General features: G+C 65.2%; 13 protein-coding genes, 1 pseudogene and 1 riboswitch. Of the genes and pseudogenes, 8 read left to right on the top strand and 6 right to left on the bottom strand.

Annotated elements, in window-relative coordinates; translation table 11 throughout:
* Positions 1 to 8: 8 nt before the first annotated feature.
* Genes FJ490_RS12065 through FJ490_RS12045 form a run of 5 tightly spaced genes read right to left on the bottom strand, consistent with a single transcriptional unit; the run spans position 9 to position 4,021 of the window.
* Positions 9 to 1,286, bottom strand: a complete 1,278-nt coding sequence (locus tag FJ490_RS12065; RefSeq protein WP_140495579.1) for an NADH-quinone oxidoreductase subunit E — start codon at positions 1,284 to 1,286, stop codon at positions 9 to 11.
* Positions 1,287 to 2,477 carry an NADH-quinone oxidoreductase subunit D gene (locus FJ490_RS12060; RefSeq protein WP_140495578.1) on the bottom strand — a complete coding sequence of 397 codons (1,191 nt, stop codon included), beginning with the start codon at positions 2,475 to 2,477 and terminating at the stop codon, positions 1,287 to 1,289.
* Positions 2,477 to 3,079: an NADH-quinone oxidoreductase subunit C gene (locus FJ490_RS12055; RefSeq protein WP_140495577.1), complete on the bottom strand. Its 603-nt coding sequence runs from the start codon at positions 3,077 to 3,079 to the stop codon at positions 2,477 to 2,479. The genes FJ490_RS12060 and FJ490_RS12055 overlap by 1 nt, the downstream gene beginning before the upstream one ends.
* Before the next feature lie 4 nt (positions 3,080 to 3,083).
* Positions 3,084 to 3,665 carry an NADH-quinone oxidoreductase subunit B gene (locus tag FJ490_RS12050; protein ID WP_140495576.1) on the bottom strand — a complete coding sequence of 194 codons (582 nt, stop codon included), beginning with the start codon at positions 3,663 to 3,665 and terminating at the stop codon, positions 3,084 to 3,086.
* Entirely contained in the window at positions 3,656 to 4,021 is a 366-nt protein-coding gene (locus FJ490_RS12045) for an NADH-quinone oxidoreductase subunit A (RefSeq protein WP_140495575.1), read from the bottom strand. The genes FJ490_RS12050 and FJ490_RS12045 overlap by 10 nt, the downstream gene beginning before the upstream one ends.
* A 333-nt stretch (positions 4,022 to 4,354) precedes the next feature.
* Between FJ490_RS12045 and FJ490_RS12040 the strand changes: the two genes are divergently transcribed.
* The 8 genes and pseudogenes from FJ490_RS12040 to FJ490_RS12005 all read left to right on the top strand — a co-directional run bounded on the left by FJ490_RS12040 (position 4,355) and on the right by FJ490_RS12005 (position 14,737).
* Complete coding sequence (locus tag FJ490_RS12040; protein ID WP_140495574.1) at positions 4,355 to 5,554, top strand: winged helix-turn-helix domain-containing protein; 1,200 nt, start codon at positions 4,355 to 4,357, stop codon at positions 5,552 to 5,554.
* Positions 5,555 to 5,583: 29 nt separating this feature from the next.
* Positions 5,584 to 5,788, top strand: a riboswitch (cobalamin riboswitch).
* 37 nt (positions 5,789 to 5,825) lie between these two features.
* Positions 5,826 to 6,272: a DUF1636 family protein gene (locus tag FJ490_RS12035; protein ID WP_140495573.1), complete on the top strand. Its 447-nt coding sequence runs from the start codon at positions 5,826 to 5,828 to the stop codon at positions 6,270 to 6,272.
* Positions 6,273 to 6,274: 2 nt separating this feature from the next.
* Complete coding sequence (cobW, locus tag FJ490_RS12030) at positions 6,275 to 7,327, top strand: cobalamin biosynthesis protein CobW (protein WP_140495572.1); 1,053 nt, start codon at positions 6,275 to 6,277, stop codon at positions 7,325 to 7,327.
* 16 nt (positions 7,328 to 7,343) lie between these two features.
* Positions 7,344 to 11,087 carry a cobaltochelatase subunit CobN gene (locus FJ490_RS12025; protein ID WP_140579850.1) on the top strand — a complete coding sequence of 1,248 codons (3,744 nt, stop codon included), beginning with the start codon at positions 7,344 to 7,346 and terminating at the stop codon, positions 11,085 to 11,087.
* Positions 11,084 to 12,653: pseudogene (gene cobG / locus FJ490_RS12020) on the top strand (precorrin-3B synthase). Before FJ490_RS12025 ends, cobG begins: the two are co-directional and overlap by 4 nt.
* Entirely contained in the window at positions 12,577 to 13,209 is a 633-nt protein-coding gene (locus tag FJ490_RS12015; RefSeq protein ID WP_140495569.1) for a precorrin-8X methylmutase, read from the top strand. Before cobG ends, FJ490_RS12015 begins: the two are co-directional and overlap by 77 nt.
* Positions 13,206 to 13,976: a precorrin-2 C(20)-methyltransferase gene (locus FJ490_RS12010; RefSeq protein WP_140521148.1), complete on the top strand. Its 771-nt coding sequence runs from the start codon at positions 13,206 to 13,208 to the stop codon at positions 13,974 to 13,976. The genes FJ490_RS12015 and FJ490_RS12010 overlap by 4 nt, the downstream gene beginning before the upstream one ends.
* A complete protein-coding gene (locus FJ490_RS12005; protein ID WP_140521149.1) occupies positions 13,973 to 14,737 on the top strand; it encodes a precorrin-3B C(17)-methyltransferase in 765 nt (254 codons plus the stop codon). Before FJ490_RS12010 ends, FJ490_RS12005 begins: the two co-directional genes overlap by 4 nt.
* On the opposite strand, the gene FJ490_RS12000 is transcribed toward FJ490_RS12005, so the two are convergent.
* Positions 14,701 to 15,462 carry a cobalt-precorrin-6A reductase gene (locus tag FJ490_RS12000; RefSeq protein WP_140521150.1) on the bottom strand — a complete coding sequence of 254 codons (762 nt, stop codon included), beginning with the start codon at positions 15,460 to 15,462 and terminating at the stop codon, positions 14,701 to 14,703. The genes FJ490_RS12005 and FJ490_RS12000 overlap by 37 nt on opposite strands.

Below are 15,462 nucleotides of genomic sequence, written 5' to 3'. Positions count from 1 at the left end.
TTCGTCCCTCAGACCGGCTTCTTGCCGAAGACGCGGATATATTCGGCGACGCCGCCCTTGGCGAGCGCCTTGGCCTGCTTGACCCAGTCGTCTCGCTCGATGCGGCCGCGGAAGGAGAGATAGCTGTCCACCCACTCCCGTTCGGCCTTCTTCCAAGACGCAACCTGGGCGAAGGTGAAGATACCGAGCGAATGCAGGATGCTCTCGGTCCTCGGGCCGACGCCGGAGATCAGCTTGAGATCGTCGACCAGCGCCGGCCTGGCGATGCCGGCCGGCCGGTTCTTGTCTTCCAACGAAGGCTTGGCCGCTTTGGCGGGAAGCTTGGTTTCCGGCGACTTGAACGCGGAAGCCGGCTCAGCCTTGTTCAGGGGGCCGCTGCGCGGCTTCAAAACTTTCTCGACCTCGGGCGCCGCCTTGTTGGCGTTTGTCGCCGAGTGGCGGGGAGCCGCGACGCTCGCCGCTTTTTCCGTTGCCGACGCGACCTTGGCCGGCGACGGCGTTTTCAGCGCCGGGCTGGTTTCAGCCGCATCGGTTTTCGGCTTGCTGGCATTGGACGGCGCGACAGGGGTGGCGGCCGGCGTTGGCACCGGCGCCGCGATGATCGCGTCGGGTGCCGCCTTGGCGGCCTTGGCGGCTTCCCTGGCCTCCCTGTCACGGGTCGACTTGAGGATCGCCTTCTCGCTTTTCAGCGTCGTGAGGCCGGCGGCCGGCTCCGAGCCGGTGCGGCCGTTCTGCGGCCCCGGCGTCACCGAGGCCCCCTTGCCCGCATCGTAGAGATCAATGATTTCGGCCAGCCGTTCCGGCGTCAGGTCTTCGAACGTGTCCTTGAAGATCATGACCATCGGCGCGTTGACGCAGGCGCCGAGGCATTCGACCTCTTCCCACGACAGCGTTCCCTTGTCGTTGGTGTGGAACTGGTCATGGTGGATCTTGGAGCGGCACACGTCCATCAGCGCTTCCGAGCCGCGCAGCATGCAGGGCGTGGTGCCGCAAACCTGGATGTGCGCCCGCGTGCCGACAGGATTCAGCTGGTACTGCGTGTAGAAGGTCGCGACCTCGAGCCCGCGGATGCGCGGCATGCCGAGCATGTCCGAAATCGTCTCGATCGCCGCCTTGGTGACCCAGCCTTCCTGCTCCTGCGCCAGCATCAGCAGTGGAATGATCGCAGACTGTTCCCGGCCCTTCGGGTACTTCTTGATCCATTGCTTGGCCGCGGCCGCGTTCGCCCGGTTGAAGGCGAAGGATGCTGGCTGGACGCTGGCTTCTGCGAGACGACGGACTGACATTTAGCGATCGACCTCACCAAACACGATGTCGAGGGAGCCGAGGACGGCGGTGACGTCGGCCAGCATGTGACCGCGGCACAGGAAATCCATGGCCTGGAGATGCGCGAAACCGGGCGCGCGCAGCTTGCAGCGATAAGGCTTGTTGGTGCCGTCGGAGACCAGATAGACGCCGAACTCGCCCTTGGGCGCCTCGACCGCCGCATAGACCTCGCCGGCCGGCACGCGGTAGCCCTCGGTGTAGAGCTTGAAGTGGTGGATCAGCGCTTCCATCGAGCGCTTCATCGCCTGGCGCTTTGGCGGCACGACCTTGCCGTCGAGGTTCGACACCGGCCCGGCGCTTTCCTTGCCGAGCAGGAGATCGATGCACTGGCGCATGATCTTCGCCGACTGGCGCATCTCTTCCATGCGCACGAGGTAACGGTCGAAACAGTCGCCGTTCTTGCCGATCGGAATATCGAAATCGAGCTCCGAATAGCATTCATAGGGCTGCGATCTGCGCAGGTCCCAGGCAGCGCCCGAGCCACGCACCATGACGCCGGAAAAGCCCCAGGCCCAGGCGTCGGCCAGCGAAACCGTGCCGATATCGACATTGCGCTGCTTGAAGATGCGATTGCCGGTCAGCAACTGATCGAGGTCGTCGATCGACTTCAGGAACGGATCGATCCACTTGCCGATGTCCTCGAGCAGCTTCTGCGGCAGGTCCTGGTGAACGCCGCCCGGACGGAAATAGGCGGCATGCATGCGCGAACCCGAGGCGCGCTCATAGAACACCATCAGCTTTTCGCGCTCGACGAAGCCCCACAGAGGCGGCGTCAGCGCGCCGACGTCCAGCGCCTGCGTCGTCACATTGAGGATGTGCGACATGATGCGGCCGATCTCGCAGTAGAGCACGCGGATCAGCTGACCGCGCTTCGGCACCTCGATGCCGAGCAGGCGCTCGGCGGCCAGTGCGAAGGCATGCTCCTGGTTCATCGGCGCGCAATAGTCGAGCCGGTCGAGATAAGGCACTGCCTGCAGGTAGGTTTTGTGCTCGATCAGCTTTTCGGTGCCGCGATGCAAGAGCCCGATATGCGGATCGACACGATCGACCACTTCGCCGTCCAACTCCAGAACCAATCTCAAAACACCATGCGCGGCAGGGTGTTGCGGTCCGAAGTTGATGTTAAAATTGCGGACGGAGGTTTCAGCCATTACTGCTTTGCCTTCTCATCCCCTGGCAGCACGTAATCGGTGCCTTCCCATGGGGACAGAAAATCGAAATTGCGGAATTCCTGCTTCAGTTCCACCGGCTCGTAGATGACGCGCTTGGCTTCGTCGTCGTAACGCACCTCGACGAAGCCGGTCAGCGGGAAATCCTTGCGCAGCGGGTGACCGTCGAAACCGTAATCGGTGAGAATGCGCCGCAGATCGGGGTGACCCGAAAACAGCACGCCATAGAGATCGTAGGTCTCGCGCTCGAACCAGTCGGCGCCGGGATAGACGCCGGTGATCGACGGCACCATCGTCTCCTCGTCGGCCTGCACCTTGATGCGGATACGCACGTTCTGCTTCGGCGACAACAGGTGATAGACGACGTCGAAGCGCTTGGCCCGCGACGGATAATCGGCGCCGCAGACATCGATGACCGAGATGAATTGGCAGCGCGGATCGTCACGCAGGAAAGTCACCACTTCGATCAGATCGCGCGGTTCGACATGGATGGTGAGTTCGCCATAGGCGAACACTGCTTCATTGACGCGGCCAATCAATTTTTCGCCGAGATAGGTCGACAGTTCGCTCAGGGATGCGGCCATGGATTTACCGTTCGATCGTGCCGGTGCGGCGGATCTTCTTCTGCAGCAGAAGAATGCCATAGAGCAGCGCTTCGGCGCTCGGCGGACAGCCGGGCACATAGATGTCGACCGGCACGATGCGGTCGCAGCCGCGCACCACCGAATAGGAATAGTGGTAATAGCCGCCGCCATTGGCGCAGGAGCCCATCGAGATGACGTAGCGCGGCTCCGGCATCTGGTCGTACACCTTGCGCAGCGCCGGGGCCATCTTGTTGGTCAGCGTGCCGGCAACGATCATGATGTCGGACTGGCGCGGAGACGCGCGAGGAGCAACACCGAACCGCTCCGAATCGTAACGCGGCATCGAGGTGTGGATCATCTCGACGGCGCAGCAGGCGAGGCCGAAGGTCATGAACATCAGCGAGCCGCTGCGCGCCCAGGTGATCAGCGCCTCGGTCGAGGTGACGAGAAAGCCCTTGTCGGCGAGTTCGTTGTTGATTTCGAGGAAGAACGGATCATCGGACCCAACCGGCCTGCCGGTATTGGGATCGATCAGACCCTTGGGCTTCGGCGCGACGAGCGTGCCGGAACTGTCGCTCAATCCCATTCGAGCGCTCCTTTTTTCCATTCATAGGCAAAGCCGATGGTCAGCACCGCCAAAAACACCATCATCGACCAGAAACCGAGCATGCCGATTTTCGAGAACGACACCGCCCACGGAAACAGGAAGGCCACTTCCAGGTCGAAGATGATGAACAGGATCGACACCAGGTAGAAGCGGATGTCGAACTTCATACGGGCGTCATCGAACGAGTTGAACCCGCATTCGTAGGCGGAAAGCTTTTCCGGGTCGGGATTGCGGTAGGCCACCAGGAACGGCGCCACGATAAGCGCGACGCCGACAGCCGCCGCCACTGCGATAAACAGGACGATGGGCAGGTACGAACTGAGAAGTGCGTTCATGCTGCGGCTTTCCGTTGGCGCCAATCCATTTTGATTACAGCACCAGACCCCATTTCGGAAGCGTGACAGTTTAACCGCTGAACCGTTTTAAGGGGCCTTTGCTGCAACGCGGCGAGGGTTAGCGCAGCGCTTCCGGCGAAGCAAGTCAAACCTTGTTCAAAACACTGGCCTGGACGGCATAAGGGAAGAAACTGGTCCGATCCGCTCCTGTCTGATTTCCTTCGCTTTTTACTCCACTTTTCTCTCCTGACAGAGTTGCCGCCAAAACCCTGCTAGCATGGCCGGAATCAACTGTCCGAACGACGCTCAACAAGCCATCAGAGTCGCATCCGAATGAAGGAAAAGATCTCGCTTGCCACGGCCCGGCGCATCGCGCTCGCCGCCCAAGGGTTCACTGATCCCCGCCCCGCCGGCACGCCCGACCGACGCCACTTCGCCCGCGTGCTCTCGCGCACCGGCCTGCTGCAGATCGATTCCGTCAGCGCGGTGGTGCGCGCTCACTACATGCCGCTCTACTCGCGCCTTGGCCCCTACCCGTTCGCCTTGCTCGACAACGCCGCCGTCACGCGCAAGCGCACGGTTTTCGAATACTGGGCGCACGAGGCTTCCTTCCTGCCGGTCGAGACCTATCCCCTGATGCGTTGGCGCATGCAGCGCGCCGAGCGTGGCGATGAAATGTATCTGGGTCTCGCCAAATGGGGCCGCGAGCACGCCGCCTATATCGAAGAGATCTACCGCGAGGTCGCGGAGCGCGGCCCGATCGCCGCCTCCGCGCTCGAAGGCCAGAAAGGGTCCGGCGGCTGGTGGGGCTGGAGCCACGCCAAGCATGCCTTCGAATGGCTGTTCTGGGCAGGACGCATCACCACCGCGCACCGCCGTGGCTTCGAACGCTTCTACGATCTGCCCGAGCGCGTGCTGCCGCAGGCGATCCTCGATCTGCCGGTGCCGTCAGCCGAGGACGCGCATCGGGAATTGCTGCGGATATCCGCCCGCGCTCATGGCGTCGCGACAGCAAGCGACCTGCGCGACTATTTCCGCCTGTCGCCGGCCGACATGAAGGGCCGGCTGGAGGAGCTGGTTGAAACAGGCGAGCTGGTGCCGGTGCGTGTCGAGGGCTGGAACAAACCGGCTTACCTCCATAAGGAGGCTCGTATTCCACGAAAAATCGAGGCCCGCGCCTTGCTGGCGCCGTTCGATCCGGTCGTTTTCGAGCGCTCGCGCACGGAGCGGCTGTTCGATTTCCACTACCGCATAGAAATCTACACCCCTGCCGAAAAACGGCAATACGGCTATTACGTCCTGCCGTTCCTGCTCGGCGACAGGATCGTGGCGCGCGTCGACCTCAAGGCCGACCGGCCGGCCAGCGTGCTACGCGTCCACGCGGCCTATGCCGAGCCCGGCGCGCCGCCTGAAACCGCCGCGCAACTCTTCCAGGAATTGACGCAGATGCAGGGCTGGCTCGGCCTCGAACGGATCGAGGTTACGCCCGCCGGCGACCTTGGGCAGCCGCTCGCCGACATTGCCGTGTCGTAGACGCGCGTTGACACCGCCGCCTGCAAGAGCCTAAATCCATTCCAGACGGTCTCCTCTCGGCAAAGGGAGGAGCCAAGAGGGAATGCGGTGCGAAATTTCGATTTCAAATCCGCGGCTGTCCCCGCAACTGTAAGCGACGAGCCAAGGCCGAAAACCACTGGGACGGTCCCGGGAAGGCGGCACGAAGGCGATGACCCGCGAGCCAGGAGACCTGCCGTCTGAGACATAAGAATCCGATCGCCCGGCGGGTTTTCCGGGCAAGGAGCCCAATTTGGAACGCGACAGCAGTTTCCCGGCTGAAACAGCGGACATTTTGTCTGGCGATAGCGACTTGTCTGGCGATAGCGACGCCTTGGCCGGCGTCACTGTCATCATCTGCGCTTCCTGCCGCGACGAGACCGGTTCCGATGCCCATCCCCGCGCCGGCGAAGTTTTGGCTCAAGATACGCGCCAAGCCGCAACGGCCGACAATGTCCGTGTCCGCACCGTCGAATGCCTCGGCAACTGCAAGCGCCGTCTCAGTGCCGCGATTCTTCGCGACGGCTGCTGGAGTTATGTCTTCGGCGACCTGAACATCGCCAGCGGCGCCGATCTCGTCACCGGCGCGAAACTCTTCGCCGCTTCGACCAACGGCCTCATTCCGTGGCGTGGTCGCCCGGATTCCCTCAAGCGCGGCCTCGTCGCCCGCATTCCTCCCCTCGACATGCTGAAGGACTGATCATGACCGCCGCAGTTTCCGCCGCCACTCTCTCCCGCGTCCCCTGTACCGTGGTCACCGGCTTCCTGGGTGCCGGCAAGACCACGCTGGTCCGCCATCTCCTGGAGAACGCGGGCGGCAAGCGGATCGCCATCATCGTCAACGAATTCGGCGACATCGGAATCGACGGCGAGATCCTCAAGGGCTGCGGCATCGACACCTGCCCGGAGGAAAACATCGTCGAACTGGCCAATGGCTGCATCTGCTGCACCGTCGCCGACGATTTCGTCCCGGCGCTCGACCAGATCCTGTCGCTGACGCCGAAGGTCGACCACATCCTGATCGAGACCTCAGGCTTGGCTCTGCCCAAGCCGCTGGTCCAGGCCTTCCAGTGGCCGACAGTGAAGAGCCGGGTGACAGTCGACGGCGTAATCGCCGTGGTCGACGGTCCGGCATTGGCCGAGGGGCGCGTCGCCAACGACATGGACGCCCTGCAGGCGCAACGCGCGCAGGACCAGACACTGGACCACGACGACCCCGTCGAGGAGGTGTTCGAGGACCAGATCGCCTGCGCCGACCTCATCATCCTGTCGAAGAGCGACCTGATGGATGCCGCAGGTTCGGCTCGCGCCAACGCCATCATTGGCGAACACTCCGCCCGCGCCGTGAAGGTCGTGCCGACGGCTCATGGCAAGGTCGATCCGTCCGTGCTGCTCGGGCTAGGCCTCGCCGTCGAGGACGACATCGAGAACCGCAAGTCCCATCATGACGGCGCCTTCGACCACGAGCACGACGACTTCGATACGTTCATCGTCGACATCCCCTCGATCGCCAACCCGGACGACCTGGCAAAGCGCGTCGCGACCGCCGCCGAACAGGAGAACGTGCTGCGGGTGAAAGGCTTCGTCGAGGTCGGCGGCAAGCCGATGCGGCTGTTGCTGCAGGCGGTCGGTCCGCGCGTCAATCATTATTATGACCGCGCCTGGACGGCTGACGACGACCGCCGCTCGCGCCTGGTCGTCATCGGCCTCAAGGGGCTGAACCGCCCGGCGATCGAGCATATCCTCGCCGGCTGAGGCAACACCGACCGCGATGCACATCCTCACCACCACATCCGCCTCGCTCGACGATCTCGCCGAGCCGGTCGATCTGCGGCAGACGCCGGCGGAAATGGTGGCGCTGTCCTTCACGGACAGCGACCTGGCCGGACTGGCAGCGGCCTGGAAAGGCGACGCCGATCGGCTGCCCACGATGCGGCTGGCCGCGCTGCGCGACCTGCGCCACCCCATGTCCGTCGACCTCTGGATCGACAGCGTCGCCCGTCACGCCAAAGTCATTCTGGTGCGTATTCTCGGCGGTTACGAGTGGTGGCGCTACGGCTGCGACCAGTTGGCCGTGGTTGCCCGTGAGCGTGGCATAAAGCTGGCACTACTTCCCGGTGAAAGCCACGACGAGGATATCAGGCTGATCGAAGCCTCGACGCTGCCGCGCGAGGAACTGGACGGGCTGCTCAATTATTTCCGCCAGGGCGGCCCGGCCAATATGAGCGCGCTGGTGCGCAGGCTGGCGCGGTTGGCGGGGTCTGATGGCGAGATTGCCGAGCCGGTAAGCGTGCCGAAAGCCGGGTTTTATGAGCCGGGGCGCGGAGTCGTGGAGAAGCCGGACTTATCGAATGTTGACGATCCTTCACACCCCCCTCTGTCCGGCAGGACATCTCCTCCGCAAGGGGGGAGATCGGCTGTCATCAAGGCCGGCTCCTCTTCTGTCCCCTTGGACAGGGATTTATCTCGACCATCCGCGATAGGCGAAATCGTCGATGAAAGAGCAATCTCCCCCCTTGCGGGGGAGATGTCCGGTAGGACAGAGGGGGGTGTGACGGAACTCGACGCCGGCAACGTCAACCCACCCGTGATTCCCATCCTCTTCTACCGCTCGATGCTGCTCGCCGCCGATGTCGCGCCCATCGACGCGCTTTTCGAGGCGCTACGGCAGCGCGGCATGCTGCCGGTGCCGATCTTTGTCTCCAGCCTGAAAGACCCGGAATCTCTGGCTTTTGTTGAAACCGCGATTGCCCAGCCCAAGCCCGCCGCCATCATCACCGCGACCGCTTTCGCGTCCGGCGCCGAACCCGGCGTCGAAACCCTGTTCGACCGCGCCGGCGTTCCCGTCTTCCAGGTCATCGTCGCCACCACCCGCCGCGACGTATGGGAGAAGAACCAGCGCGGGCTGGCCCCCGCCGACCTCGCCATGCATGTCGTTCTGCCCGAACTGGACGGCCGCATCCTCGCCGGCGCCGTTTCGTTCAAGGGCGAAAGCGAGACCGACCCGGCGCTCGGCCACCGCGCCTTTGCCAACCGGCCGGAGCCCGATCGCGTCGAACAGGTGGCGGACCGGGTCGCGGCCTTCATCAGGCTTCGGGAAACGCCGCGCGCCGAGCGCAAGGTCGCCATTCTGATCCCCGATTACCCGAGCGCTCCCGGCCGCACCGGCTATGCGGTCGGGTTGGATGTGCCATCCAGCGTGCTGGCGATGCTGCACGACCTCCAGGAACAGGGCTATGTAGTTGAGGGAATTCCCCAAACGTCGCGTGCGTTGCTGGATGCGCTGGAGCGCAGCAAGGCTGGGTTGGAGTTGGATGAGTACCTTGCCTTCTCAACGGAATTGCCGGGCGCAGCAATTGCTGCCGTAGAAGCAGCTTGGGGCAAAGCCGAAGGCGAGACAGGTTTGCGCGAGGCACCCCCCTCTGTCCTGCCGGACATCTCCCCCGCAAGGGGGGAGATTACGCCGTCATCTCTGTCTTCGCCAATCTCCAACGTTGCAAGAGTAGCTCCAGCGTCTAAACTGCCAATCTCCCCCCTTGCGGGGGAGATGTCCGGCAGGACAGAGGGGGGTGTTCAAGCGCTGCCCGCCGCCAAATTCCCCTTCCGCGCCGCGACCTTCGGCAACATCACCGTGGCCCTCGCCCCCGATCGCGGCCGCTCGGCCGACCGCCGCGCCGACTATCACGACCCGACGCTGCCGCCGCGCCATGCATTGCTCGCCTTCGGCCTGTGGCTGCGCAAATTGCTCGGCGTCCATGCGCTCATCCATGTTGGCGCGCATGGCACGCTGGAATGGCTGCCGGGCAAGACGGTTGCGCTTTCGCAAAGCTGCTTCCCCGAGATCGTCACCGGTCCCCTGCCCGTCATCTATCCCTTTATCGTCTCCAATCCCGGCGAGGCGGCGCAGGCGAAGCGGCGGATCGCCGCCGTCACGCTCGGCCATCTGCCGCCGCCGCTCACCGGCGCCGGATTGGACAAGAACCAGCACAGGCTCGAACGGCTGGTCGACGAATACGCCCAGGCTGACGGTCTCGACCGCCGCCGCCGCGACCGTCTGGCCAGTCTGATCGTCGAAACCGCGCAGACGACGGGCCTCGCCGCGGAGGCCGGCGTTGCCCGCACCGACGCGCCGGACGAGGCCCTGCGCCGCATCGATGCCTGGCTCTGCGACCTGAAGGATTTCGCTATCAAGGATGGGCTGCATGTCTACGGCCGCGCGCCCGACGAAGAGCCCGACCTTATGCGCCGGCAAAGCGCCGAGGCCGAAAAGGCCGCCCTTCTTGCCGCGCTCGACGGTCGTCATGTCACCGCGGGCCCGGCCGGCGCGCCCGCGCGCGGGCGTTCCGACGTTCTGCCCACCGGCCGCAACCTGTTCACGTCGGACCCGCGCGCCATGCCGACGCCGACGGCTTACGACATCGGCAAGGCTGCCGCCGAGGAAGTGGTGCGCGCCTATATGCAATCGCATGGCGACTGGCCGCGCTCGCTGATCATCGACCTCTGGGGTTCGGCGTCTTTGCGCACCGGCGGCGAGGAGATCGCGCAGGGGCTTTCGCTGATGGGCTGCCGCCCGCAATGGGATGCCGCCACAGGCCGCGTCACCGGCATCGAGGTGTTGGCGCCGGCAGCGCTTGGCCACCCGCGCGTCGACGTCACCTGGCGCATATCGGGCCTGTTCCGCGACATGTTCCCGACCCAGATCGCGCTGATCGATGCCGCTGCCAACGCCGTTGCCGCGCGCGACGAGGACGATTCGGAAAATCCGCTCGCCGCAAGGACCCGCGCCGAGGGCAAGATCAGCCCGCGCATCTTTGGCACCTCGCCTGGCACTTACGGCGCTGGCGTCGAGGAAATCCTGTCGAGCGGCGACTGGGCGGCGCGCGAGGAAATCGGCCGCGCCTATCTCGATGCCACATCGCATGCCTATGGCGGCGCCGGCGGTGAAGGGATCGCCGCGCCCGGCGCTTTCGAGAACCGCATCGCCGAGGCCGATCTTCTCGTCCACACCGGCGACGATCCCGGCCGCGACATCCTCGAAGGCTCCGCCGATGTCGCCTTTATCGGCGGCTTTTCAGCCGCCCTTGCAGCGCTTGGCAGGAATGCCGACGTTATCGTGCTGGACACGACGGACCCGCAGAGGCCGAAGCCGCGTTCACTTAGTGAGGCTGTGACGCGCGTCGTGCGCGCCCGCGCCGTCAACGCCCGCTTCATAGCGGGCCAGATGCGCCACGGCCCTCGCGGCGCCTCGGAATTCGCCGAAACCGTCGACCGGCTGGTTGGCTTCGCCGAAACCACGCAGGCCATACCGGGCGCGCTGATAGACGCCGTGCACGATGCCTATCTCGGCGATGCGGGCGTCCGCGCCTTCATCCTGCGCGAAAACCCGGCCGCCGCGAAAGCCATTGCCGAACGCCTCCTGTCGGCGCGACGGCGAGGCCTCTGGCATCCCTTGCGCAATTCGATCGACGACGACCTCGCGGCACTGATTGCCGAGGCACGGGAGTTGGCGGCATGAACGCCTACTCCCGCCGCGGCGCCTGCCCGGCCCTTTCGGCGCCGATGCAGACCGGCGACGGCCTGCTGGTGCGGCTCAACCCGGTCGCCGGAGGCCCATCTTCTGGCGGATTGTCGCCGAAGCTTCTGATCGGGCTGGCAGAATCCGCCCTGCGGCACGGCAACGGCATCATGGAAGTGACAGCGCGCGGCAGCTTGCAAATACGCGGATTGACCACGCAAAGTGCAACCCTGCTGGCGAAGGAAGTCGATGCGCTGGGCATTGTGGTCCGCACTGGCGTACCAGTGGAGACCGGACCACTGGCCGGCATCGATCCGCAGGAGATCGCCGACCCCAGGCCGCTGGCTGATCGGATCAGGGAAGCGGTCGAGGACGCCGGGCTGACGCAGCGGCTCGGGCCGAAGGTTTCGGTCGTTGTCGACGGTGGCGGGCAACTCACGATGGATGCTGTGACGGCCGACATGCGGCTGAAGGCGGCGAGCACCGAGGCGGGAATCCGCTGGCGGGTGTCGGTTGCCGGTGACGGGCGGAATGCAAGGCTGCTCGCGGTTGCTGATGAAGGTGTGGCTCGTGATATAGCCGTCGCGGCTCTAAGGATGATCGCCGAGAAAGGCCGCGATGCTCACGCAAGGGATTTGTCGGAGCGGCAGTTGGTGTCTCTGGCGGGTTGGCTATGCCTGACAAGTTTGCGCGAGGCGCCCCCCTCTGTCCTGCCGGACATCTCCCCCTCAAGGGGGGAGATTACGTGGTCACCGACGGTTTCGCCAATTTCCGGTGCTGCTAAAGAAAAGCCGACGTCGAAGCCGCCGATCTCCCCCCTCGAGGGGGAGATGTCCGGCAGGACAGAGGGGGGCGCCTCGCGCAAACCTATCGGCCTTTTCCCCTTAGCCGGCGACGTCCCCACTCTCGGCATCGGTCTCCCCTACGGCAGCATGCCCACCGAAAGGCTCATCGCCCTCGCTCAAAGCGCCGTCACTCTCGGCACGTCAGAAATCCGCCTCGCCCCGGGCCGCGCCCTGCTCTTCCTCGGCCAGCCACCAGCCGCCAATCCTTCCCTCCAGCAAACAGCCGCCACCCTCGGCTTCGTCACCGCCCCCACCGACCCGCGCACGCGCATCGCTGCTTGTCCCGGCGCGCCGGCTTGCGCCTCGGGTCGCATCGCCACGCGCGACATTGCCGAGGCGATCGCCACCGAAAACGCCGATAGTCTTGACTTCACCTTGCATGTTTCTGGCTGCGCCAAGGGTTGCGCGCATCCCGGCCCAGCGGCGCTGACCGTGGTCGGCGGCGAAAATGGAGCCGGACTTGTCGTGAACGCGACGGCAAAGGCCCTTCCTGCCGGTTACAGGCCGGGCTATGACGCCGCGCGCGGCATCGGCCGCGTCGCGGCGGCAATCCGCAGCGCACGCTATCAGGGCGAGACCGCCGCCGCCTGCCTGACAAGGCTGGGGCCGGCCGGCATCGCAGAGGCTTATCGACAGGAATGACAATGGTCGCCTACGACTACATCCACGACGGCACGGCGATCTACGAACGCTCCTTTGCCATCATCCGCGCCGAGGCTGATCTCGCGCGCTTTTCCGAAGCAGAGGCCGATGTCGCGGTCCGCATGATCCATGCCTGCGGCCAAGTGGAAGCCGCCAAGAATTTTGTCTTCTCCAGCGATTTCGTTTCCGCCGCACGGGCCGCGCTTGCCGCCGGCGCGCCGATCTTCTGCGACGCCGAAATGGTCTCGCACGGCGTCACCCGCGCCCGCCTGCCTGCCGGCAACGAGGTGATCTGCACCTTGCGCGACCCGCGCACGCATGAAATCGCCAGGACGATCGGCAACACACGTTCTGCCGCCGCGATCGACCTGTGGGGCGAGCGCATCGCCGGTTCGGTGGTGGCCATCGGCAATGCGCCGACCGCACTCTTCTATCTTCTGGAGAAGCTGCGCGACGGTGCGCCGAAACCGGCCGCCATCATCGGCATGCCGGTGGGCTTCGTTGGTGCCGCCGAATCGAAGGACGCGCTGGCGCAGAATTCCTACGGCGTACCCTATGCAATCGTGCGCGGCAGGCTTGGCGGCAGCGCCATGACCGCGGCAGCCCTCAATTCTCTCGCGAGGCCCGGCCTGTGAACGCGCTCCCCAAAACCGGCTCGAGGGGCCGCCTGGTCGGCGTCGGTACCGGTCCCGGCGACCCGGAACTGTTGACGCTGAAGGCCGCGCGTGCGCTGGCCGAGGCCGATGTGGTGGCGTATTTCGCCAAGCGCGGCAACAACAGCAATGCGCGCGCCATCGTCGAAACGCGCTTCCGGCCCGACATGCTGGAACTGCCGTTGCTCTATCCCGTGACCACGGAGATCGACAAGGATCACGACGATTACCGCGCGCAGATATCGGCCTTCTACGAGGAGTCCGCCGAGACCGTTGCCGGTCATCTGGATGCCGGTAGGATGGTCGCCGTGCTGTCGGAAGGCGATCCGCTCTTCTATGGCTCCTACATGCATCTGCATGTGCGCCTCGCCCATCGTTTTCCGACCGAGGTCATTCCCGGCGTTACCGCCATGTCGGGCTGCTGGTCGGCGACCGGCCTGCCGATCGTCCAGGGCGACGACGTGCTGACCGTGCTGCCGGGCACGATGAGCGAGTTCGAACTGACCCGGCGCCTCGCCGACACCGATGCCGCCGTTATCATGAAGGTCGGCCGCAACCTGCCCAAAATCCGGCGGGCGCTGGAGGCCACCGGCAAGCTGACACGCGCCGTCTATGTCGAGCGCGGCACCATGCCGGGCAGCGTCTCGATGCGGCTCACCGACAAGCCGGACGACAAGGCGCCCTATTTCGCCATTGTGCTCGTTGCCGGCTGGTCCGGACGCCCTGTCGCGTCGGCGGGTGGCGCATGAGCGGCCGCCTCACGGTCATCGGGCTCGGACCCGGCAACGCCGATCAGGTGACGCCGCAGGCGAGCCACGCCGTCGCCGAGGCAAGCTTCTTCTACGGCTACAAGCCCTATCTCGACCGGCTGGAATTGCGCCCGGACCAGACCCGCATCGCCTCCGACAATCGCGAAGAGCTTGCCCGCTCCAACGAGGCGCTGGCGAAGGCGGCCGAAGGTCACAATGTCGCCGTCGTCTCCGGGGGCGATCCAGGCGTCTTCGCCATGGCGGCGGCCGTCTGCGAGGCGATCGAAGCCGGCCCCTCCGAATGGCGCGCCATCGACCTCGCAATCGTGCCTGGCGTCACCGCCATGCTCGCTGTCGCTGCCCGCATCGGGGCACCGCTCGGCCATGATTTCTGCGCCATCTCGCTGTCCGACAATCTGAAGCCATGGGACCTGATCGAACTGCGCCTGCTGGCGGCCGCCGGCGCCGGCTTCGTCATCGCGCTTTACAATCCGATCAGCAAGGCGCGCCCCTGGCAGCTTGGCCGCGCCTTCGAATGTCTGAAGGCCATTCTGCCGGGCACCACGCCCGTCATCTTCGGCCGCGCCGCAGGCCGGCCTGACGAGCGCATCGAGGTGTTCCTGCTGGCGGATGCCGATGCCGACAAGGCGGACATGGCAACCTGCATCATCATCGGTTCGCCGGAAACCCGGATCATCAGGCGCGGTAACAGGCCGGCGCTGGTCTACACGCCGCGCTCCGCGGCAGGCTCGACAAGATGATCGACCATGTCGGCAAGCTGGTCGACGGTCGCAGCCGAAGGAACCTCCGGCAGCGCAGGCCTGTGCACCATGACGACGTCGAGGCCAAGCGCCCGCGCCGCGGCGATCTTGCCATAAGTCGCCGTGCCGCCGCTGTCCTTGGATACAACGATGTCGATACCGTGCCGCTGGAGCAGCGTGCGTTCCTCCGCCTCGCGAAACGGCCCGCGCGCCAGGAGATAGGTGGCATCGGGCACTGCCAGCTTCGGCTCGACCGGATCGACGCTGCGGATGAGATAGTGGTGCTGGGGCGCGGCTTCGAAAGCCGCGACCTCCTGCCGGCCGAGAGCCAGGAATACACGGCGCGGCGCCGGTCCAAGCGCCTGCACGGCATCGCCTGTCGTATCGACCTGCGTCCAGCGATCGCCCTCGACAGGCTCCCAGCCGGGACGGCGCAGAGCGACGATCGGCACCCCGGCCATGCGCGCGGCCTGCGCGGCATTGGCGGAAATTCGCGCCGCGTAGGGATGCGTGGCGTCGATCAGCAGCTCGATGCTTGTCTCCTTGAGATAGACGGCCAGACCATCGGCGCCACCAAACCCTCCACTGCGTACCGGCACGCCCTGCGCCACCGGGCTTTCGGTGCGGCCCGCCAGCGACAGCATCACCGAGTGACCGGCTGCCAGTTTTCCAGCCAGTTGCCGGGCTTCGGTGGTTCCGCCGAGGATCAGAATGCGGTGGGTCAT

It is taken from the genome of Mesorhizobium sp. B2-5-11, assembly GCF_006440835.1.
GTDB lineage: Bacteria > Pseudomonadota > Alphaproteobacteria > Rhizobiales > Rhizobiaceae > Mesorhizobium.
The sequence above is the reverse complement of the archived record's forward strand: the minus strand, read 5'-3'. Positions and strand labels throughout refer to the sequence as shown.

Excerpts from the sequence above, each read along its gene's own strand:
- FJ490_RS12065 (WP_140495579.1), bottom strand. The coding sequence starts at position 1,286 with ATGTCAGTCCGTCGTCTCGCAGAAGCCAGCGTCCAGCCAGCATCCTTC.
- FJ490_RS12060 (WP_140495578.1), bottom strand. The coding sequence starts at position 2,477 with ATGGCTGAAACCTCCGTCCGCAATTTTAACATCAACTTCGGACCGCAA.
- FJ490_RS12055 (WP_140495577.1), bottom strand. The coding sequence starts at position 3,079 with ATGGCCGCATCCCTGAGCGAACTGTCGACCTATCTCGGCGAAAAATTG.
- FJ490_RS12050 (WP_140495576.1), bottom strand. The coding sequence starts at position 3,665 with ATGGGATTGAGCGACAGTTCCGGCACGCTCGTCGCGCCGAAGCCCAAG.
- FJ490_RS12045 (WP_140495575.1), bottom strand. The coding sequence starts at position 4,021 with ATGAACGCACTTCTCAGTTCGTACCTGCCCATCGTCCTGTTTATCGCA.
- FJ490_RS12040 (WP_140495574.1), top strand. The coding sequence starts at position 4,355 with ATGAAGGAAAAGATCTCGCTTGCCACGGCCCGGCGCATCGCGCTCGCC.
- cobW (WP_140495572.1), top strand. The coding sequence starts at position 6,275 with ATGACCGCCGCAGTTTCCGCCGCCACTCTCTCCCGCGTCCCCTGTACC.
- FJ490_RS12025 (WP_140579850.1), top strand. The coding sequence starts at position 7,344 with ATGCACATCCTCACCACCACATCCGCCTCGCTCGACGATCTCGCCGAG.
- FJ490_RS12015 (WP_140495569.1), top strand. The coding sequence starts at position 12,577 with ATGGTCGCCTACGACTACATCCACGACGGCACGGCGATCTACGAACGC.
- FJ490_RS12005 (WP_140521149.1), top strand. The coding sequence starts at position 13,973 with ATGAGCGGCCGCCTCACGGTCATCGGGCTCGGACCCGGCAACGCCGAT.
- FJ490_RS12000 (WP_140521150.1), bottom strand. The coding sequence starts at position 15,462 with ATGACCCACCGCATTCTGATCCTCGGCGGAACCACCGAAGCCCGGCAA.